Source organism: Peptoniphilus indolicus (assembly GCF_900454665.1).
In the GTDB taxonomy this organism is placed as follows: Bacteria; Bacillota; Clostridia; order Tissierellales; family Peptoniphilaceae; genus Peptoniphilus; species Peptoniphilus indolicus.
In genome coordinates this window covers 1,898,961-1,920,327 of record NZ_UGTH01000001.1, presented here as the reverse complement: position 1 = coordinate 1,920,327, position 21,367 = coordinate 1,898,961, and the positions used below count along the sequence as shown (strand labels likewise).

General features: G+C 30.0%; 23 protein-coding genes and 1 pseudogene. 4 read left to right on the top strand and 20 right to left on the bottom strand.

Translation table 11 applies throughout. The annotated features are described in order from the left end of the window. Positions 1-85: 85 nt before the first annotated feature. From rbsK to der, 16 genes are all read right to left on the bottom strand, one after another. Positions 86-1,012: a ribokinase gene (gene rbsK / locus DYE58_RS09295; protein ID WP_004823265.1), complete on the bottom strand. Its 927-nt coding sequence runs from the start codon at positions 1,010-1,012 to the stop codon at positions 86-88. 53 nt (positions 1,013-1,065) lie between these two features. Next, positions 1,066-1,989, bottom strand: a complete 924-nt coding sequence (gene rbsB, locus DYE58_RS09290) for a ribose ABC transporter substrate-binding protein RbsB (RefSeq protein ID WP_004823267.1) — start codon at positions 1,987-1,989, stop codon at positions 1,066-1,068. A gap of 14 nt (positions 1,990-2,003) precedes the next feature. Beyond that, positions 2,004-2,942 (bottom strand): ribose ABC transporter permease, encoded by a 939-nt coding sequence (gene rbsC, locus DYE58_RS09285; RefSeq protein ID WP_004823268.1) that lies wholly within the window; start codon positions 2,940-2,942, stop codon positions 2,004-2,006. A 9-nt stretch (positions 2,943-2,951) separates the two neighbouring features. Then, on the bottom strand, positions 2,952-4,430 hold the full coding sequence (locus DYE58_RS09280; RefSeq protein ID WP_115312237.1) for a sugar ABC transporter ATP-binding protein: 1,479 nt from the start codon (positions 4,428-4,430) through the stop codon (positions 2,952-2,954). Then, on the bottom strand, positions 4,430-4,825 hold the full coding sequence (gene rbsD / locus DYE58_RS09275; protein ID WP_004823104.1) for a D-ribose pyranase: 396 nt from the start codon (positions 4,823-4,825) through the stop codon (positions 4,430-4,432). Before rbsD ends, DYE58_RS09280 begins: the two co-directional genes overlap by 1 nt. A gap of 62 nt (positions 4,826-4,887) precedes the next feature. Continuing rightward, entirely contained in the window at positions 4,888-6,270 is a 1,383-nt protein-coding gene (locus tag DYE58_RS09270) for an NAD(P)/FAD-dependent oxidoreductase (protein ID WP_004823102.1), read from the bottom strand. A gap of 79 nt (positions 6,271-6,349) precedes the next feature. After that, a complete protein-coding gene (pyrR, locus tag DYE58_RS09265) occupies positions 6,350-6,859 on the bottom strand; it encodes a bifunctional pyr operon transcriptional regulator/uracil phosphoribosyltransferase PyrR (RefSeq protein WP_004823099.1) in 510 nt (169 codons plus the stop codon). Next, entirely contained in the window at positions 6,856-7,746 is an 891-nt protein-coding gene (locus tag DYE58_RS09260) for an RluA family pseudouridine synthase (RefSeq protein WP_004823097.1), read from the bottom strand. Before DYE58_RS09260 ends, pyrR begins: the two co-directional genes overlap by 4 nt. Beyond that, a complete protein-coding gene (gene lspA, locus DYE58_RS09255) occupies positions 7,739-8,209 on the bottom strand; it encodes a signal peptidase II (protein WP_004823095.1) in 471 nt (156 codons plus the stop codon). The genes DYE58_RS09260 and lspA overlap by 8 nt, the downstream gene beginning before the upstream one ends. Before the next feature lie 7 nt (positions 8,210-8,216). Then, complete coding sequence (locus DYE58_RS09250; RefSeq protein ID WP_115312236.1) at positions 8,217-8,984, bottom strand: YlmH family RNA-binding protein; 768 nt, start codon at positions 8,982-8,984, stop codon at positions 8,217-8,219. After that, complete coding sequence (locus DYE58_RS09245; protein ID WP_004823088.1) at positions 8,978-9,415, bottom strand: cell division protein SepF; 438 nt, start codon at positions 9,413-9,415, stop codon at positions 8,978-8,980. The genes DYE58_RS09250 and DYE58_RS09245 overlap by 7 nt, the downstream gene beginning before the upstream one ends. A gap of 3 nt (positions 9,416-9,418) precedes the next feature. Then, positions 9,419-10,102 (bottom strand): YggS family pyridoxal phosphate-dependent enzyme, encoded by a 684-nt coding sequence (locus tag DYE58_RS09240; protein ID WP_004823086.1) that lies wholly within the window; start codon positions 10,100-10,102, stop codon positions 9,419-9,421. Positions 10,103-10,114: 12 nt separating this feature from the next. Further along, positions 10,115-11,365: a biotin/lipoyl attachment domain-containing protein gene (locus tag DYE58_RS09235; protein ID WP_004823084.1), complete on the bottom strand. Its 1,251-nt coding sequence runs from the start codon at positions 11,363-11,365 to the stop codon at positions 10,115-10,117. Positions 11,366-11,379: 14 nt separating this feature from the next. Then, positions 11,380-12,381 carry an NAD(P)H-dependent glycerol-3-phosphate dehydrogenase gene (locus DYE58_RS09230; protein WP_004823082.1) on the bottom strand — a complete coding sequence of 334 codons (1,002 nt, stop codon included), beginning with the start codon at positions 12,379-12,381 and terminating at the stop codon, positions 11,380-11,382. A gap of 4 nt (positions 12,382-12,385) precedes the next feature. Next, positions 12,386-12,982: a glycerol-3-phosphate 1-O-acyltransferase PlsY gene (gene plsY / locus DYE58_RS09225; protein ID WP_004823079.1), complete on the bottom strand. Its 597-nt coding sequence runs from the start codon at positions 12,980-12,982 to the stop codon at positions 12,386-12,388. After that, positions 12,982-14,298 (bottom strand): ribosome biogenesis GTPase Der, encoded by a 1,317-nt coding sequence (gene der, locus DYE58_RS09220; protein WP_115312234.1) that lies wholly within the window; start codon positions 14,296-14,298, stop codon positions 12,982-12,984. Before der ends, plsY begins: the two co-directional genes overlap by 1 nt. A gap of 144 nt (positions 14,299-14,442) precedes the next feature. On the opposite strand from der, the gene DYE58_RS09215 reads away from it, so the two are divergent. Then, on the top strand, positions 14,443-15,216 hold the full coding sequence (locus DYE58_RS09215) for a threonine/serine exporter family protein (protein ID WP_245946081.1): 774 nt from the start codon (positions 14,443-14,445) through the stop codon (positions 15,214-15,216). After that, the gene (locus DYE58_RS09210) at positions 15,216-15,653 is read left to right on the top strand and encodes a threonine/serine exporter family protein (RefSeq protein ID WP_004823071.1); all 438 of its coding nucleotides are present in this window, start codon (positions 15,216-15,218) and stop codon (positions 15,651-15,653) included. The genes DYE58_RS09215 and DYE58_RS09210 overlap by 1 nt, the downstream gene beginning before the upstream one ends. Positions 15,654-15,869: 216 nt before the next feature. On the opposite strand, the pseudogene DYE58_RS11400 reads toward DYE58_RS09210, so the two are convergent. Continuing rightward, positions 15,870-16,519: pseudogene (locus DYE58_RS11400) on the bottom strand (transposase). A 333-nt stretch (positions 16,520-16,852) separates the two neighbouring features. Further along, the gene (locus tag DYE58_RS09195) at positions 16,853-17,044 is read right to left on the bottom strand and encodes a hypothetical protein (RefSeq protein WP_083827215.1); all 192 of its coding nucleotides are present in this window, start codon (positions 17,042-17,044) and stop codon (positions 16,853-16,855) included. 108 nt (positions 17,045-17,152) lie between these two features. Here DYE58_RS09195 and DYE58_RS11700 point away from each other — a divergent pair, with 108 nt between their 5' ends. After that, positions 17,153-17,596 (top strand): Mu transposase domain-containing protein, encoded by a 444-nt coding sequence (locus tag DYE58_RS11700; RefSeq protein WP_425452009.1) that lies wholly within the window; start codon positions 17,153-17,155, stop codon positions 17,594-17,596. Further along, the gene (gene istB / locus DYE58_RS09185; RefSeq protein ID WP_115312231.1) at positions 17,586-18,335 is read left to right on the top strand and encodes an IS21-like element helper ATPase IstB; all 750 of its coding nucleotides are present in this window, start codon (positions 17,586-17,588) and stop codon (positions 18,333-18,335) included. Before DYE58_RS11700 ends, istB begins: the two co-directional genes overlap by 11 nt. 382 nt (positions 18,336-18,717) lie before the next feature. Here istB and DYE58_RS09180 read toward each other — a convergent pair whose 3' ends face one another. Both DYE58_RS09180 and DYE58_RS09175 read right to left on the bottom strand, forming a co-directional pair. Beyond that, complete coding sequence (locus tag DYE58_RS09180; RefSeq protein ID WP_004823069.1) at positions 18,718-20,808, bottom strand: bifunctional 4-hydroxy-3-methylbut-2-enyl diphosphate reductase/30S ribosomal protein S1; 2,091 nt, start codon at positions 20,806-20,808, stop codon at positions 18,718-18,720. Beyond that, positions 20,771-21,367, bottom strand: a complete 597-nt coding sequence (locus tag DYE58_RS09175; protein ID WP_004823067.1) for a lysophospholipid acyltransferase family protein — start codon at positions 21,365-21,367, stop codon at positions 20,771-20,773. The genes DYE58_RS09180 and DYE58_RS09175 overlap by 38 nt, the downstream gene beginning before the upstream one ends.

Sequence of the window (21,367 nt, the reverse complement as noted above, 5' to 3'; positions counted from 1 at the left end):
ATTTAAATTAATTTTATATATATTCAATAGAACGCAAATAAAAAATGGCTTGATGAAATATTTTTCATTAAACCATTTTTAAAAATTAATTATTTTTTTCTATGAACAAATCAATTTCTTCTCTTGTAGGCATAGAAATTGCCGTTCCTTTTTTCTGTACTGATAAGGCTGAAACAGCTGTTGCAAATTTAGCCGCATCAAATAAATTATTTCCTTCAGATAAGGATGTTAAAAGGCCTCCATTAAATGCATCTCCTGCTCCTGTTGTATCGACTGCCGTAACTTTATAAGAAGGTATAATTAAATCTTTACCATCAGAATATATATAAGAGCCATTTACTCCAAGAGTTATAACTACATTTTTAATGCCTTTTGAGAGTAGAACATCTTTTGCCTGTCTTGCAGTTTCTAAATCTATTACTTCAACACCAGTTAATCCTTTAACTTCAGTTTCGTTAGGAGTTATTGTATTTACATTGGCTAAAAATTCATCATTTACTTTTTGATAAGGAGCTGGATTTAAAATAATTTTTGCTCCCTTTTCAATAGCTTTCTTTATGATGTATTCATTTGCGTCTTGGTTAACTTCGTATTGAATCAATAAATATGATACGTCATCTAATAATTCGTCTAAAGAATCTATTTCTTCTTTTTGAATAGTATTACAAGCTCCAGGCACTATTAATATTTGGTTTTCGGCTGTTATTTCATCTACGCATATTAATGCTGAACCAGTTGAATCTTTTTCAGAAATTATAAAGCCTTTAGAATTCATTCCGATGTCATTTGCAATATGAAGTGCTATTTTGCCAAATGTATCATTACCAATTTTTGTGACAGTTATAATGTCAGCTCCTGATTTATGTGATGCCACAGCTTGGTTAAATCCCTTTCCGCCAGGTCCAATATTAAATTCATTGCCTCTTACGGTTTCACCAGGTTTTGGAAGATGAGTTGCTCTTGACATTAAATCAACAACAAAACTACCAAATACCATTACTTTTTCTTTCAAATTATCACCTACTTAAAAAGAGGAATGGTTAAGCCACTCCTCTTATTTTTTTATTATTTTACTACTAATTTTAATTCTACAGGGATAGATTTTTCAACAGTTTCTCCGTTGACAACTTTAACAGCTGTTTCTATTCCAAGAGAACCTATTTCTTTAGGTTGTTGAGCAATTGTAGCTGCTAATTCTCCAGCTTCAACAGATTTAACAGCATCATCAGTAGCATCAAAACCAACTACTTTGATATCTTTTCCACTTGTTTTAATTGCTTCAAGAGCTCCTAAAGCCATTTCATCATTGTGAGCAAATACCGCTTGTATATCAGAGTTAGCTTGTAGAATATTTTCCATTACAGAAAGCCCTTCAGTTCTATCATAGTTTGCAGTTTGCTTTGCGACTACTGTCAATTCTGAACCTTCAATGGCTTCGTTAAATCCTTGGCCTCTTTCTCTAGCTGAACTAGACCCTGGAATACCTTCTAATTCTACAACATTACCTTTTCCTTCAAGAAGTTTAATTATGTGCTCTCCTGCCATTTTACCACCAGCTATATTGTCAGAAGCTATGTGACTTACAACTTCTCCACCATTAGAAGCTCTATCTAATGTTATAACTGGAATACCAGCTTCATTAGCTTTCATAACAGCTGCTGCAACAGCATCAGAATCTGTAGGGTTAATCAAAAGTACATCTACGTTCTTAGTAATTAAATCTTCTACATTTGAAAGTTCTTTTGCCGGGTCATCTTGAGAGTCTAAAGCTATTATTTCTACACCTAATTCTTTAGCTTTTTCTTCAGCACCAGTTTTTAAATCTACGAAGAATGGGTTTTGTAGTGTAGATACAACTACACCTATAGTCTTGCTGTCTTTTGCTGCTTCATCTTTTTTGTCAGAAGCATTTTTGCCTCCATTACATCCTGCTAATAATGTTGCAACTATTAAAGCGCTCATTAGCATTGCAATGATTTTTTTGTTCATACATTACCTCCTACTTATTTGTTTTTTCTATCTAATAATACTGCTAAGAGTATTACAATAGCACGTACAACCATCTGATAATAAGATGATACATTCATCAGATTAAGCGAATTATTTAGTATACCTATGATTAGTGCACCAAATATAGTTCCGAGTATACTACCTTGTCCACCAGCAAGTGAAGTACCTCCAAGTACAACTGCAGCGATAGCATCTAATTCATATCCATCACCTGCATTAGGTTGAGCTGAAACAAGTCTTGAAGTTAAAATTAATCCCGCCATAGCGGCGAATAGTCCATTGATTATATATGATTTGATTTTAACAATATCTGTATTTAATCCTGATAACTTTGAAGCTTCTTCATTTCCACCAATTGCATAAATATATCTACCTGTCTTTGTATTGTTCAATATAAAATAACATACAATAAACACTATTCCCATTATATAAACTGGTGTTGGGATACCAAATATTGAGCCAGCACCTATCATTCTGAAACCATTTAAATTTTCCACTTTTAAAACAGATATTGGCTTTCCTTGAGTAAATACAAGAGTAGCTCCTTTTAATAACGTCATAGTTGCCAAAGTAGCTATAAATGGTTGGGCTTTTCCTTTAGTTATAATTACACCATTTAGCCCACCAGCTAAAATACCTATAAATAAACAAACCAAAACTGCCGCCACTACACCATAACCACTGACTAAAATGTATGCTCCAATAGCTGAACTAAAAGCTAGAATCGAACCAACAGACAAGTCAATTCCACCAGTTAAAATTACAAAAGTCATACCCGCTGCAATTATTGCATTTATAGAAGTTTGTCTTAATACATTCAGTAAATTATTTGGAGATATAAAATTAGGCCTTAATGTAGTAATAATTACCGAAAATAAAATTAAAAGTATAATAGGTCTAAATTTACTTAAAAAATCTTTTGTCTTATTCATCTTTACCCCCTATGATAAAATCATACTCATGATAGCTTCTTGGTTTGCATCTTCTCTTTTTAACTCACCCTTTTTAATGCCATCATGCATTACCATAATTCTATCACTCATACCTAACAACTCCGGCATTTCTGAAGATATCATTATGATTCCAACTTTTTCTTTTTTTAATGAATTTATTATTTCATAAATTTCTGTTTTAGCTCCAACGTCTACTCCTCTAGTAGGTTCATCTAAGATTAGAACTTTTGTCTTATTCATAAGACCTTTCGCAATAGAAACTTTTTGCTGATTTCCACCAGATAAATTTTTAATTTTTTGATTTAATGATGGAGTTTTTATATTCATTTTTTTGACAAATTCATTTGAAACATCAATTTCTTTTTTCTTAGAAATTTTAAACAGAGAACTAATTTTTTCTAAAGAACTTATAGTGATGTTTTCAGAAATATTCATAGGAAGAATAAGTCCATCTTTTTTTCTATCTTCAGATACATAAGTAATACCTTGTTTTATAGCATCACTTGTATTTTTCAAATGTAAAATTTTATTCTCTACTGATACATTTCCTTTTTCTATACCATAAAAACCATATAGAGTTTTTGCCAATTCACTTCTCCCAGCACCAACTAAACCTGCTATCCCTAAAACTTCTCCACCTTTTAGATTGAAAGAAATATCTTTAATATATTCATTGGTCAAGTTTTCTACTTTTAACACTTCCTTTTCACCTTGAATTGGAATATAAGGAAATTGTTCTTTAATCTCTCTACCTACCATGAGATTTATAATTTTATTTTCATTCAAATTATCTATATTTTCTTCTGAAATAAATTTTCCATCTCTTAAAACAGTTATCTTTTCACAAACTTCAAAAATTTCTGGCAAACGATGAGAAATGTATATGATAGATTTATTTTGTTTTTTTAATTCTGATATTACATTGAATAAAACATCAACTTCTTTATCCGTTAATGCATCAGTAGGTTCATCCATAATTATAATTCTAGCATTAACAGAAAGAGCTTTAGCTATTTCAACCATTTGTTGGGAAGCAATTGATAGATTTGAGATATATTCTCTTTCTGAAATATTAACTCCTAACTTGTTTAAAATTTCTTTAGCTTCAGAGTACATTTTTTTCTTATCAATAAAAATTCCATTTTTAGGTTCTCTACCCAAAAAGATATTTTCTGCAACTGTTAAATTAGGTATTAAATTTAATTCCTGATGTATTACTGCTATATTATATTTTTGTGAATCATTTACACTATTTATATCAACTATCTCATCGTCTAGATAAATATTTCCCTCATCTTTTTTATATATTCCGGATAGGATTTTTATTAAAGTAGATTTTCCAGCACCATTTTCTCCTAAAAGTGCCATTGCTTCATTTTCATAAATATTTAAATTAACTTTATCTAGCGCTTTAACGCCTGGAAAGCTTTTAGATATATTTTCTAGTTTTAATATTATCTTATTCATTAGAAAAACACTCCACTCTGCAATATTATGTTAGAATATGGTCGTATATCTCCTGTTCTAACTATGCATATAGCATCTTTTGTAAGTTCTTTAAATTTTTCATGACTTACATAGTCCATTTCTAAATCTCCAAGTTTTGAAAAGACATAATCATTTATTTCTGTATTATTTTCTTTTATTTCTTCAGCAAGTATGAATTTTTCTACACACATTTCGCTTAATATTGCATCAAGTACCTGTTCAAAGCTTGGGATTTTAGCAACTACAGCTAAATCTATTCGCTTAACATTTTCTGGAATTGGTAGACCACAGTCTCCGATTACAATAGTTTGTGTATGCCCTAACATAGCGATAGCATAAGATAGTTCACTATTTAGGATTTTATCTTTTTTCAAAATATTTCACCTCTTATTTGAAATCGATGTCATTTAAATTAAGCTATTCTTTTGAATAGCTATTAAATTATATTGTTTAAGTGTCTTGCTACATAAACACCACAAGCAGATGCTTGAGATAGAGAATGTGTAGCTCCGCCCCCATCCCCAACTACATACAATCCTTCTTTTATAGTTTGGAAATTTGAATCTACATTTATTTTTGAATTATAAAATTTAACTTCAACCCCATAAAGTAATGTATCATCATTTGCTGTACCTGGTGCAATTTTATCTAATGCATATATCATTTCTATTATAGAATCAAGTTGTCTTTTAGGAATAACTAAAGATAAATCTCCTGGAGTAGCTTTTAAAGTCGGTACAGTAAAACACTTTTCCATTCTTTCTTTATTCGATCTTCTTCCTTTAACTAAATCTCCAAATCTTTGCAATAATACACCACCACCTAGCATATTAGACAGTTTTGCAATTGATTCACCATATTCATTGGATTCTTTGAAAGGTTCTGTAAATTTATTTGCAACTAATAATGCAAAGTTAGTATTTTGGCTTTGTAGTTTAGGATCTGCATAAGCATGACCATTAACAGTTATGATACCACTTGTGTTTTCGGCTACAACCTGACCATATGGATTCATACAAAAAGTTCTAACTAACTCATTGTATGCCTTTGCTTGATACACAATCTTACTCTCATATACATCATCTGTTATATGTTTGAAAACTTCTGCTGGAAGTTCAACTCTAACTCCTATATCTACTTGGTTAGATTCGCAAGTTATACCAAATTTACCACAAATTTGAGAAACCCATTTAGAGCCAGATCTTCCAGATGCTAAAACTAAATTTTTACATTTAAAACTTTCATTTTTATTTGTTGTAACTATATACTTTTTCTCAGTTTCAATGTACTCAACATCTAAAGCAGTGGTATTGAATAGCATTTCTACTTTATCTTTAGAATAGTTATACATTTTCTCTAGAATTTTAACATTTCTATCTGTTCCAAAATGCCTAACTCTAGCATCTAATAAATGTAGATCATGTCTTAATGCCGTTGTTTTTAAGTCAGAAGATGCTGTTGAATATAGTTTAGAATCTGCTCCATCAAATTCGCAAAGTACACTGTCAACATATTCCATGAGTTCTATAGCTTTTTCCCTACCGACAAACTTGTGCATATCTCCACCAAAATTTGTGGTAATGTTATATTTTCCATCAGATAGAGTTCCTGCTCCGCCATATCCATTCATTATATTACATGGTTCACAGCCAATACAATTTTCAACTTTTCCAGTCTTTATAGGACAGTTTCTTCTTTGTATAGGGTTACCTTTATCTATCATGATAACTTTTAAATCAGTGTCTACCTTTGTAAACTCATATGCTGCAAACACTCCACTTGCACCTGAACCTACTATTACAACATCAACTTCTCTCATTCATACCTCCAAAAGTATTATTTTATATAATAAATTTATTATATGCAGACTAAAATTTCATATAATAAATATTTCCAAGTTAAGATTCAATATAAACTCTATCCTGACCATCAACCTCTGATATTTCAACAATTACCTTCTCTCTTCTAGCAGTAGGTAGATTTTTCCCTACGAAGTCAGGTCTTATAGGCAATTCTCTATGCCCTCTATCAACTAATACAACCAATTTTATAGCTTTAGGCCTTCCTATTGATAAAATTGCATCTAAAGCAGCTCTTACAGTTCTTCCTGTGTAAATTACATCGTCTATTAAAATAACTGTCTTTCCGCCAATTTCAATACTTAAATCCAATTCTCTAGAATTTTCTCTATCGTCTCTAAAATTAATTGGATTTATAGCATAAACGGGAACATTTATATCTTCAATTTCTTTAATTTTTAAAGATATCCTTTTGGCTATATCTTCTCCTCTGCTGACTATGCCCAACAATATTAAATTATAAGGTTCTTCACTTCTCTCTAATATTTCATTTGAAATTCTTGAAATAGCACGTTTTATTGCAATCTCGTCTAGAATAATATTTTTCATATACCAGCCCTCTTCATAAACTTTTCAAATCTTATTGGAATACTATCTTCAAATAACATACTTTTATTTGAAACAGGATGCATAAATTCTAATTTATAAGCATGTAACATTTGTTTTTCAATTTTATATTTATTTTTTCGACCATATAGAGGGTCGCCTAAAACAGGATGATTTATATAATTCATATGTACCCTAATTTGATGCGTTCTTCCTGTTGCTATCTTAACATTTAAAAATGTATGATTTTCAAAAATTTTAATTGGCTTATAGTAAGTTAATGCATCTTTTGAATTGTGTTCAGTAACAGAAAACTTAATTCTATTTTTTACATCTCTTCCTAGTGGTTCATCTATAATGCCATCTTCAAGTATTTTCCCCTCTACAATAGCCCAATACATTTTATTTATTTTTCTATTTTGAAACATAGTAATTAAATTAGAATAAGACAATTGACTTTTGGCTATTATCATAAGGCCACTGGTATCTTTATCTAATCTGTGTACAATTCCTGGCCTTAAAGAATCTCCTGTATCAGCTAAACAATCAAATTTATACAACAATCCGTTAACTAACGTATTGTCATAATTTCCAGCCCCTGGATGCACAACCAATCCTTGTGGTTTGCATATAATAGCTATATCTTTATCTTCGTATAAAACTTTAAAGTCAATATCTTGCGGAACTAATTCGATTTCATTATTGTACTCTACATCTATTACATCATTTATTCTTAATTTATAGCCTGCTTTTTCTCGTTTAGAATTAACCAATATACTTCCATCATCTATCAGTTTTTTTATTTGGCTTCTAGATAATTCAAGATTTTCATTTAAAAATAAATCTAATCTTTTATTTTCTGAATTTGAAATAAATTTATTCTTATACATTTCTCTTTTTCCCTGGGTTATCAAACAATATGACCATAATTAGAAGAATTATAGTTCCAACAACAATAAATGAATCAGCCAAATTAAATACTGCAAACTCGTATCCAAAAATGTTAGTGGAAATAAAATCTACGACGTATCCTAAACGAATTCTATCTATAAAATTACCTATACTACCACCTAATATAAGGCCTATTGATAAATTCAACATATTAGTGTTTTTCTTATAATCTTTAAACAAAACATTTAAAAGAACAATAAGCACAACTACAGTAACTATAGTAAATAGCCAACTTTTGTTTTGTAGCATCCCAAAAGCTGCACCTCTATTTTCCAGATAATAAAAGTTTAAATATTTATCTATTATTATCATAGGGGGTTTATCTTTTAAATTTAAAACAACCAAATATTTACTTAACTGATCAATTACTATAAGTAGCATTGAAAATAAAATAACTGCCATTTTTACCTCACTTAGGAAACTTAATACGTATTATAAAATTATTCTTTTTAGTAGTATTTTCTATTTTTTCAAAAACTATTCTTCCACGTCCACGAACCGATAAAATATCCCCTTCTTTTAATTGAATAGAAGTTTTTATCTCAGTTTTAAAGTTAACTTGAACTCTACCTGACTTTATTAACATTTCAACCTTAGATCTTGAAATTTTTAAAACTGAACTCAATATAGTATCTAATCTAAGAGAAGAAACTATAAACTTATTTTCTACATAAGTTGTTTCTTGATATTCAAATTCATCATCACTAAAAAATATGGTATGTTTGCCTATTTTTTTTAGATTAAATCTTAAAAAGTTGTATTGTTCAGCTTTAACAAATATAAAGATATTATTACTAGCAATAATAATATCTCCAACTTTACTTCTATCAATTCCTAAACCTAAAATCGAACCCAATACATCTTTGTGTTGTATATCTTCTACTTTGTTTAGCGAAATATACAAAATTTTATCTTTATCTATTTCATATAAATACTTTGGAAAAATATATATAATATTTCTCTCAGCTTGAGTGTATCCACCATCTATTAGATAACTTACATCATATCTGTGTAAAATAGATTTTGATAATTCAACTTCATAAGGGCTCAAAAAATCAGTAGATAAAATTTCGTGCTTATTTAAAACAATCTCAATCTTATCTACTACTTTCTTTACTACTATTAATTTATCATCAGGAATGTGTAAAAATAATTTATCTTTATTTATTTTTACCAAGGAAACATTCCACTATTTTTAAGTTCTTCTTTTAAGCCATCAATCTCAACATTTTTTGGAGCTAATACAAAAATATCTTTATTTACTTTTTGTATTTTCCCGTCCATTGCATACAGAGCTCCACTTACAAAATCAAATATTTTTCTCTTAACTTCTAAATCCAATTGCTCAAAATTAAGAACTACTGATTTATCGGCTCTTAAATCATCAACAATATTAGGAGACTCGTCGTAAGATAGAGGTTCATGTACTGAAATTATCATATTAGAAGCATTTAAACTCAACACTCCACTGTCTGATTTCCTTTTAGTAGTTCTAATAGGAACATCTTCTATATTTCTTTCTTCGGGAAAATTTTCCTCATAATCTTCATAATCATATTCTTCTGAAAATCCAAAAACTTTTTTCATTTTATCCATAATTTCTGACATACATTACCTCCAAATTCTTTTTCCAAAAATTTTACTGCCAACTCTAACCATATTCGAACCTTCTTCTATGGCTAATCTATAATCTTGGCTCATTCCCATAGATAAAATATCCATTCTAACTTCGGAATAACTATTTTTTATTTCTTCTCTTAGCTTAAACATTCTCTTAAAACAATTTCTAAGTAATTCTTCATCATCAGTATCTGGAGCAACCGTCATTAAACCTTGAATGCTAACATTTTTATAGTCTAAGCACGTCTCCAAAAAACTTCTAACTTCATCATAAGCTACCCCACCTTTTTGTGTTTCTCCAGCTATATTAACTTCTATAAGGCAGTTTACAATAATATCTGAAGTCTTTGCTCTCTTATCAATTTCTTCCAACAAGTTTACTCTATCAAGAGACTGTATCAACCTAACTTTATCATAGATATATTTTACCTTATTTGTTTGTAAATTGCCAATCATATGGAAATTTTGTTCAGGTAAAACTTCAATTTTTTCTCTTAATTCTTGTACTTTATTTTCACCAAACTCTATAGCGCCTCCACTAATAGCTTCTAAAATCTCATCTAAATTGCGTGTTTTAGAAACGGCTATTAAATTTACTTTTTCGCCACTTATAGAATTCTTTTCTAAAATTTTAATTTCTTCAATTAAACTTTCCATGTTTGATTTTATAGACATCTCAACACTTCCTTAATTTAAAATCTTAGATTCTTCAACCTGTTTTGGATTTAATACTATTTTATCATTTAAAGTGACAGTTTTAACTGATTTATCTTTAAGTTTTATAACTGAATTTTTATCACCCGTAGAAATATAAGAATAATCTTCAAATGGAACTACAACTTTTATAGGAACAAACTTAACTAAACCATGAATCTCTTGTACAAATACACCAAACTCACCTTTTCTTTTAATTATCGCCGACTTTGGTATTTCCAAACAATCTTCATTTTGAAGAATAATATCATATGGTTTTATTCTATCTTGATAAACATTGTAAAAATTTTGAGTCATATCAACTATTACAACTGCTCCATTTTTAGATTTGTTTATCTTAGATATTTTACCTTCTAATAAAACATCCTCATTTCTAAATTTCAAATTATCTCCAATTTCTTTAGAATCAAGTTTTTTTATATCATCTATTTGTAAAGCTATTTTATAGTTCAAATTATTTATAAGCTTGTATAAATTATCGCCTTTATTCACTTCAACTTTAGTTTTAAATCTACCAGTATTTTTGTGTGAATTCAAATATCCATAAGTATAATCGCTTAAATCTTCGATAGTATAATACTTTTCCAAACCATCAATTTTAAAAGACACTATAGCAGAAAAATCCGCTGAGTAAGTATAATTACTTTCAGAAATTTTATTTTGAAGTTTTTCTTTTTTATCTTTCAACTCATCAACTGATAAGTTTATAAGCTCTGAAAGCTCACTTATATTCAGATTATTATTTGAATATAAGTCCAATCCATCTACTGAATGTATCGCCTCAATAAAATTTTCATCTTTTAAAAAGTTTTGTATTTTTTCTATAGAAGGAATTGATTTTTCAGAACTATATTCTACATGATTTTTAGACTTATAGCTTAGTGCAGAATTTACTTTTATAAGTTCATCATTTAAATCTGAAGTATCATCCATCATATTTAAACTTGCTATTTCATGACCTACAGGTACTTTTTCCCCTTCACTTGTATTGTATACACATATGCCACTGTTTTTGGCTGTATATACTTTCTCATTTAAAATATTAAATCCTATAGCATGAACTTTCTTTTCATATGTTTTTAAAGTAGCAAAATCTGTTTTATAATCTTTATACACTCTCCCATTTATAGCTCGAAATGTTAGAATAAAGAAAATCAAAATGAATATGCTGCCTATTAATCTTCTAATAAAATATTTTTTCTTTTTTAAAAACTTAACTTTCAAAATACCCCTTCTCGCTATTCAAAAAATATTTCCTCTATTTCTTGTTTATAGCCTCTAGTCATTAACTCTACTACTGCTTCTCTAGGGTTTTTATTATTATATATGACTTCATAAAGCTTTTCCGTAATAGGCATATTAACACCATACTTGCTAGCTAAGTCATAAGCTGATTTTGTAGTTTTAATACCTTCAACTACTTGTCCAACTTTTTGAGATGCTTCTTCAGACGATAGACCTTGCCCTATGAGAATACCAGCTCTCCTATTACGAGAATGCATTGAAGTACATGTTACAATTAAATCTCCTATCCCTGAAAGGCCATTAAATGTTTGAGGGTTGGCACCTAATTTCATACCGAGTTTACTCATTTCATAAATTCCTCTAGTCGCTAAAGCAGCAGTAGTATTATCCCCATAACCTAACCCATCACTCATTCCAGCGGCTAGAGCAATTATATTCTTTAGAGCTCCACCGATTTCAACACCCACTAAATCATTATTCGTATAAATTCTAAATGTATCTGTTGCAAATGCTTCTTGAACTACTTTACTTGAATCATAATCATTTGAAGCAGCAACTATAGCAGTAGGTATTTCTCTTCCAACTTCTTCTGCATGCGATGGACCCGATAACGAAACAAAGTTTGAATTTGGCAATACTTCTTTACTTATTTCACTTACTCTATAAAGAGTATTAAGCTCTAATCCTTTAGATAGATTGACAATTAATTTACCATCAGCTATATCTTTTATACTTTGAGCCACTTTTCTAAATTTTTGTGTTGGAACAGCCATAACTATCATCTCACAAGAGTTTACACATTTACCAATATCATCTTGTGCCTTTAACCCTAAAAGGTCAATTTGCGATAGATATTTTTCATTTATACCTAAAAAATTTATATTATCTCTATCATCTTTATTCCGAACATAAAAATTCACTATATGTCCCTTTTTGTGTAAAAGACGAGCTATTGCAGTTCCCCAACTTCCGCCACCAATTACAGATATCTTCATAACTTCAACCTCTCAATCTATTCTTTCCAATTTTATTTTCAGAACCATTTATAATTCTTTTAATATTGTCCTTATGTCTATATATACCTAATGCACCTATAAATACTACTATCATAGTTTGAACTTGCGACAAATCATTAAAAAATATAAATAAAACTGAGACTAAACAAAAATATAGTATAGATGCTAAAGAAATCATTTTTGTTATTTCAACAAATAATATCCATGCAATTACGGAGATTAAATCTAAATTAAACCCCAGAATTGCGTATATACCTATAGTTGTTGCTACACCTTTACCTCCTTTAAAATTCATATAAAAAGGGTAGTCGTGGCCGATAATCAATGAAAGTGCACATCCATATAATAGATTAACACTTACATTTAATTTATTTTTTAAAAAATACATAAGTATCAGCCCTTTTAAAAAATCAATTAAAAAAGTTAAAATACCTATTTTCTTTCCAAAAGCCCTTATTGCATTAGTAGTTCCTGCATTTCCAGATCCATATTTTCTAACGTCTTTTTTCAATAAAAGTTTTCCTAAAATATATGAACCTGAAATAGACCCTGCTAAATATGATAGCAGCAACCAAGTCATTATTTTTCTCCTCTGTTTTTCAAACTTATAATTATAGGCACTCCATCAAATGAATATGCTTCTCTTATTTGATTTTCTATATATCTGATATAAGAAAAATGGAACAGATCTTTATCATTTACAGATAATTGAAATTTAGGAGGTCTTACAGCAACTTGTGAACCGTAATACAGCTTACCTCTCTTACCTTTATCAGAAGGTGGTTGATTAATCAAGACAGCTCTATTAAGTATATCATTTAATACTCCTGTCTTTATTCTGTGATTATAGTTATTGTTTACAATTAAAATCATGTCCAATAATTTTTCAACTCTTTGTCCCGTCAGGGCTGAAATAAAAACTATTGGAGCATAATTAATGAAAGGTAATCTCTTTCTAATAGTAGCTTCATATTCTTTAACAGAACCATTGTCTTTTTTAACAGCATCCCATTTATTTACAGCAACAATTATAGCTTTGTTGTTGTCATGTGCATAACCTACTATTTTAGCATCTTGTTCGCTGACTCCTTCAACTGCATCAATCAAAAGAACACAAACTGATGACCTTTCAATAGCAGTTAAAGTTCTAATAACAGAATATCTTTCAATATTTTCATATATTTTTTTCTTTTTACGTAAACCTGCTGTATCTACTAAAATAAACTCTTCATCTTTATACTTAAATTTAGAGTCTATAGAATCTCTTGTAGTACCTGGAATATTTGTTACAATTGACCTTTCTTCTCCAGTTATATGATTTAGCAAAGAAGATTTTCCAACATTTGGCTTACCTATAAAAGTTACACGAATTTCATCTTCAAAACTATCTTCTAAATTTTTATCAAAACCTTCTATAACTTGGTCTAGCAGATCTCCAACTCCCATTCCCTGTTCGGAACTTACAGTAACTGGTTCACCTAAACCTAATTCATAAAAATCATATAAATTACTTTTAGCTATTTTTGAGTCAAATTTATTTACTGCTAGTATAACCTTTTTATTAGACTTCCTCAAATAATTAGAAATTTCTCTATCGCTTGAAGTAACTCCTCTTACACCATCTGTTAATAAAATAATTACTTCACTCATATCTAAAGCTAAATCTACTTGAGCTTTAATACTAGACATAAAAATATCTTCATCTTTTAAATCCAGTCCACCAGTATCTACTAATAGAAATTTTGCCCCTAACCATTCGGCATCAGAATATATTCTATCTCTAGTTACACCTGGTGTATCTTCAGTAATTGAAATCTTACGACCTACTATTTTATTAAAAAGTGTGGACTTGCCAACATTGGGAGTTCCAATGATGGAAACAATCGGCTTTTCCATACTCTCACCTCTTCTTTAATATCCCTAACATTATACCATTGTGGTGTATTTGTTTCAATTATGCTATTTTTAGGTAATTGATGATAATCATTTAAAAGTGTATAATTTAATTAATATATAGACCCAAAATTTTATGGAGACATTATGAGAAATTTAAATGACTTAGCTGATGCAAAACAACTAATAAAACTTGCCATTCACGCAGGTAGACTACAAATAAAAAATGGAGCAGAAATCTATAGAGCAGAAGACACAGTTCTTAGAATATGCAAGTCTGCCCAAAATGTAAGCAAAATTGATGCTCATGTTCTCCCTTCCGGCATATTCGTCTCTTTAGAATTTGAAGATGAGATAATAACTGTATTTAAAAGTGTTGGTGCATCTACTACAAATATGTCAAAAATAGATAAAATAAATACTTTTTCAAGAAACTTTGTTATAAGTACAATGTCAATGGAAACAGCATTTAAAATTTTAAATAATATAGAAGATGAAAATGACACAGAACATTTTAAGTTTGATATTTACGCAGGATTTTGTGGAGCATTTTTTTCAGTACTATTTGGCGGACAACTTAGAGAGTTTATATGTGCATACATAGTCACATTTACTACCTCTCTAATCTTAAGAAAAATAGAACCTTTTAAATTAAATTTTGTAGTAACTAACTTTATAGGTGCATTTTTAATTTCTATATTTACATTTTTACTGTATCTTTTAAATTTACCACAATCAGTAGACGAAGTTATTATAGGTTCCATAATGATTCTAGTTCCTGGGTTAGTAGCTACAAATGCAGTTAGAGATATAATGAACAGTGATTTTCTAAGTGGTCTCATAGGGTTAACCAAGGCTATTTTTATAGCTTTAGGAATTGCAATAGGAGTAGGATTAACACTTAGCTTTTTGAGGTTGTAATGAATTATATTTTTGAATTTTTAATGTCTTTTTTTGCCACTTTGGCATTTGCATACTACTTTAATTGCCCTAAGAAGTCTCTTTTTTATACTTCCTTATTAGGTGGAACTTCTTGGGTTGTCTATAGTATTATGCGCAATTTACAAATATCTTATATTCTTTCAGGAGTTATATCGGCATTTATAATTGGTATATTTAGTGAATTTTTTGCTAGAAAATTAAAAATGCCAGCTACAATATTTTTAATTCCTGGATTGGTTCCTCTTGTTCCTGGAGCGGGAATGTATTATACAATGTATTATTTAATACAACAACAATATGATTCTTTTCAAAATAAGGCAATAGAAACCTTATTTTTAGCAGGTTCACTTGCTGCTGGAGTTGTAGTGTCTTCTTCAATTTTTAAAATAATTTCTTTTTATCAACAAAGAAGGTGATGTTGTAGAATAAATGATTCTACTCTGCGACATCATTTTTTAGACTTTATGTCAAACATTGGGAGGCTCATAAAATCGAGCCTCTCATTTTATATAAAAATCAACACATAGCAGCTAAAATAAGTCCAAAACTAAAATAAAACAAAAACCACTAAAAATAGGCATAGCAAACAAAACTCCTAGGAGTTTTCAGAAAATTTAATACTCTTTTGCCAACTACTTACACGAAAACATAATTCGTTTTCTAAATAAATCAAAATTCCTCATACCAAAACAATTTCTCTTTAAAGTCTTTATCTTAGTATGCGTACCCTCAAGAGGACCATTAGACCAAGGATAATCAAAAGAATTACATATCTCATCAAACCAATCATTAAAAGCAGTAATACAAGAACTAAATTCCTTTAAACCGGACTCCTTAGCCCTTCTTATCCACTCACTCAAACATATACTAGCCATCTTTTTATTAGGCTGAGTAAGAACATATTGGTAGAACAACTCCTTTAATTGATAAGCTAACCTTAAATCCTCACTTAACCCAAGCATTAAAGAAACCTCACTAGCCTGCATAGAACTAAGCATAGAAGAAGGCTTTGTAACTAAACCCTTGCTTCTCTTAAAAACACCCTAAGCTTAGAAGAAACATCCCTTTGAATCCTCTTTCTAACATTCTCCAAAGCCCAAGAAACCTGTCTTATGAAATAATACCTATCAATAATATGAATCGAACTTCTAAAGAACCTATCCCTAACAGACTTAAAAAAATTAGACATATCACTTACCAAAAACTTAACACTCATCCTCTCTATATTAGAAATCCTTTTAAAATACTCAAACAAACAATCCTTACTCCTAGAAAGTAAAATATCAATAACACTATGAATATCACCATTAAGAAGAGAAGTCTGATACTTGTTATTGCCACTATCACCCTTAAACTAATCAATACACAAAACCTCAGAAAACTTACCCCTAGGAACACTTAAACAATTTAAAATACGAAGAACAGTATTCGAAGAAACATTATACCTATTAGCAATAGAAGAAATAGAATAAACCACATCAAACTCATGAACAATAGCAAAAACAAGCCTCTTAGTCATAGTATGACCATTAGCAAAAAATCAAGATTCCTTTCAAAACGACACCCACAAGACTTACAATCATACCTAGTTTTCCTTAAATGAATTAAAGACTTCTTACCACGAATATGAGTATCTTTTAATCCTTTGAGTCCTATGACCATGAACCCAAATCCTTTTAGAACCACAATGAGGACAGACAGACATCTTAGAAACAAAAAGATGAACATGGACAAATTCATTATCCTCATTAAAACTATCAAAAACTACATCTTTAAAACCAAACAAATTCATGATATTATTTTGCACTTATATGTACCTCCAATCTTTGGTTTTGCTAATTAAAGTTTAGGACTAAATGCATATAAGTGCAATTTTTTTTACAAAAATATCTGTTAGAGATTTACTCCCCAACAGATATTATCGAGCCCAAAAATTAATAACCGAGTAAACTTAGATATTCATCAAGGAACAGGTCAAATACCAATTAAACTTTTAGAAAAAGAAAAAGACTTCTTAAAGCCACTACCAAGTAAGCAAATAAGAAATCTCTACAAAATAAAGCTAACACAAGTAAGAGTAAACAAATCCTCTATGATAACATACAAGAAGAATCAATACTCAGTCCCAACTGAATATGAAAATAAGCCATTAAACTTACAAGTATTAGATAATAAATTGTACGTCTATGATAACACAAAATTAGTAACAATTCATAAAATAAGCCATAAAAAATTAAATTATCATTTAGAAGACTACGAAGAAATATTATCCAATACATTAAAAAACAAAGATTCAGTAGCAATAAAAGAAATTGCAAAAGAAAATTTAAAAAAGATTGGAGAAATATATGGAATATAGCACAAACTATGAAAGACTAATAACCAACCTAAAATATCTAAATTTAAAGCAGGTAATAATACATTTAGAAAATGAACTTAAAGATCCAAATATATCACTAATAGATGGACTTTTAAGATTAACAGATTATGAAGTAGATAACAAGAAAATAGTAGCAGCAAATCAAATGGTAAAAGTAGCAAACTTTCCAAGCATAAAAACCCTAAAAAACTTTGATTTTAGCTTCAATGAAAACATAAACGAAAATCAAATAAAAATGCTATGTGGATTAAGTTTCATAGAAAAAAATGAAAACATAATAATATTAGGAAATAGCGGAGTAGGTAAAACTCATTTAGCAACATCCATAGGAATAGAAGCCGCAAGAAAAAGAATAAGCACCTACTTCATCAAATGTAACGACTTAATAGACAATCTAAAAAGAGCCAAACTAGAAAATAGATTAGACAATAGAATCAAACATTACACAAAATATAAGCTACTGATAATAGACGAACTAGGGTACCTTCCCCTAAACCACGGAGACGAAAGAATGCTATTTCAACTAATAGATAAAAGGTATGAAACAAAAAGTACAATTATAACAAGTAACTTAAACTTTTCAGAATGGGGAGAACTATTTTATGATGAAAAAATAGCCCAAGCAATAGTAGATAGACTATTACATCATTCAACAGTCATCTCAATAACAGGAGCATCATATAGATTAAAAGACCATATTTTTGAAAAGGAGGAATAAGAAAATGTACATTATTATTTGAGCAAAAATGTACATTCTTATATTGACATTTACATCTACTTGCATAGGTTACGTTCGCCTTTAGGGCTTCACGACTCGTGGCTCGCTTACCCGCTATGCAAGCCTTATTATTAGGTTTCTGTTCGTCAGGCTACGATTTTGCTATCTCTTCTTCTCGCCTACATCTCTCGATGCAAACCTTGGGAATCACTATGGAGTTCGTCGGCAACTACGCCTCTTGTGGACTTTCACCACAGACTGACGGCATGCCCGTCATACTACAAAAATATCTGTTAGAGATTTACTCCCCAACAGATATTTTAGAGCCTTTATTTTAGGACTTTTGCAACAGCCCCTTTTATTTGTAAGGAATTATCTTTTATTAGTCTTCAAATTTAAGACCACCAAGAAGATCTCCTAGTGCTGTATTTATATTTGAATCATTTGATTGTTCTTCATATTCTTTTACTTCTTTTGATGCCTTAGGTTGTTTTGGAGCTTTAGCCTTAGGTTTTTCTTTAACAACTTCTTCCTTAGGCTCAACTTCTACTTCTTCTTTCACTTCTTCAACAACTTCTGGCTCTTCATCTTCAATTAAAGCTTTCATAGATAAAGATATTTTTTTGTTTTCTTCATCTATATCAGTAACTTTTGCAGTTACTGATTCACCAATAGAAAGTTTATCAGATGGTTTTTCAATGTGTTCTTTAGAAATTTGAGAAACGTGAAGAAGTCCATCTACTCCTGATTCTAATCTTACAAAAGCTCCGAATTCAAGAATATTTACTACTTTACCTTCTACTACATCTCCCACTTTTACAGATTCAGTGAATACATCCCAAGGTTTTTTAGTTGTTTGTTTTAATCCAAGAGCAATTCTATTTTTATCTTCATCTAAGTTTAATACTTCAACTTCAACTTTTTGTCCTGGTTCAACTACATCTGATGGATGTTTAACTCTGTTCCAAGAAAGTTCGGAAATATGGATAAGTCCATCTACTCCTCCAACATCTACAAAAGCTCCGAAGTTAGTAAGTCTTTGAACTGTACCTTCTACAACATCTCCTACTTTAAGAGCTGAATAAACTTCTTGTTTATTTTTTTCAAGTTCCTCAGATTCTACATTTTTTCTAGAAAGAACTATTTTTCTCTTAAACTTGTCAAAGTCTATAATTTCACAAGTCATTTCTTTTCCAACATATTTAGAAAGATCTCTTTGGAATCTAACTGATGCATGTGAAGCTGGAATAAAAGCATTTAATCCATTAAGGTCAGCTGTTAGTCCACCTTTAACTACAGATTTAACTGTTACTGTAACTCTTTCGTGTGAATTGAATAATTCTTCAACTTCATCCCACACTTTTAGGCTTTCTACTCTCTTATAAGAAAGTACTACATTGCCATCTCCATCATCCATTTTCATGATGAATACATTAATCATGTCACCAGGTTTAAATAAATCTGATGGTTTTACATCAGGGTTATTTGAAAGTTCATCTCTTGAAATAATTCCGTCTGATCTGTAACCAATGTTTACCATTACCTCAGTGTCATTAACGAATAGAACTTCCCCTTCTACAACTTCTCCTCTTTTTATTTTCTTAAAAGAGTTTTCAATAGCCTCCATCATTTCATTGTTGTCAAAATTTTCCATACTACTAACAGCCTCCTCGATTACCGAACGAGGTGTGGATGCACCCGCGGTAATACCTATTTTTACAAAATTTTTTATATTATATTTTAGGTCCTTGATCGACTCTAATAAATATACGTTTTTACAATGCTTCTTCGCAACTTCATACAGTTTTTTAGTATTTGAGCTATTCTTTCCACCCAATACAATCATGGCATCTACCTTTTTTGCCAACTCTTCTGTGCTATTCTGCCTTAAGCGCGTAGCATTACATATAGTATTATAAACTATAATCTCATGATTTAAAATATTTTTTAAAGAATTTGATAATATTTCAAATTTTTCAGGAATATTTGTTGTTTGAGAAACTAAAATAGTTTTTTTATCTTTCACTTTATCTAAAGATAAATCTCGACCTATTATTATTGCACTATCATTCGTATAGGAATTTATACCTATGACCTCTGGATGCGTTTCATCTCCAAATATAACAATTTGATATCCTGATTCATAATGCTCTCTTACTATAGAATATATGTTAGTGACTTTCGGGCAAACACAATCTATAATTTCATTTCCATTTTCCCTCAACTCATCTAAAATTCTTTTCTTTACTCCATGGCTTCTTATAATTACTTTAGAATCTCTTACATTGGTACAATTTATATTTACAACACCCTTATCTGAAAGTTCTTTAGTCACAACTTGATTATGGACAAGTTCACCGTAACTATAAACGCCATTTTCTGCATTTTTAAAGGCTAAATCTACAGCTCTCTTTACTCCTCCACAAAATCCGGCATTATTCGCCACTATTATCTCTATAAATATCAACTCCATAATAAATAGATTTTAGTAAATCTACTGTATATTCTTTGTACTCCAATTGTGTCGGCTTAGATAAATAAGAAAGATCAATAGGTTTTCTAATGTGTAGCTTCATTTTAGTAAAAGGAATATAAGAGCCTTCTACATAGACCGGAACTATCAATGACTTAGATTTATGTGCTATTACAGTAACACCTGATTTACCCATGTTCAAATCCACTTCTTTAACTCTAGTGCCCTCAGGGAAAACTCCAAGAACTTCTTTGTTCTTTAAAACTCTTAAAGCTGTTTTTACAGCAGCTATATCAGATGCACCTCTGTCTACAGGAAAAGCATAAAACTTTGAAATAACATTACCAACAATACGGTTTTTAAACAATTCTTTTTTGGCCATCCAATGTATAGGTTCTTTTATAACTCCCGATATAAATATTGGGTCCCAATTTGATCTGTGATTAGAACATATCATATAAGGCCCTTTACTAGGTAAATTCTCTATATTTAGAATTTCAAATCTATAAACTAATTTAAAATATAGCCATAATATTCTTCTGACAATTCTGTATAGCAT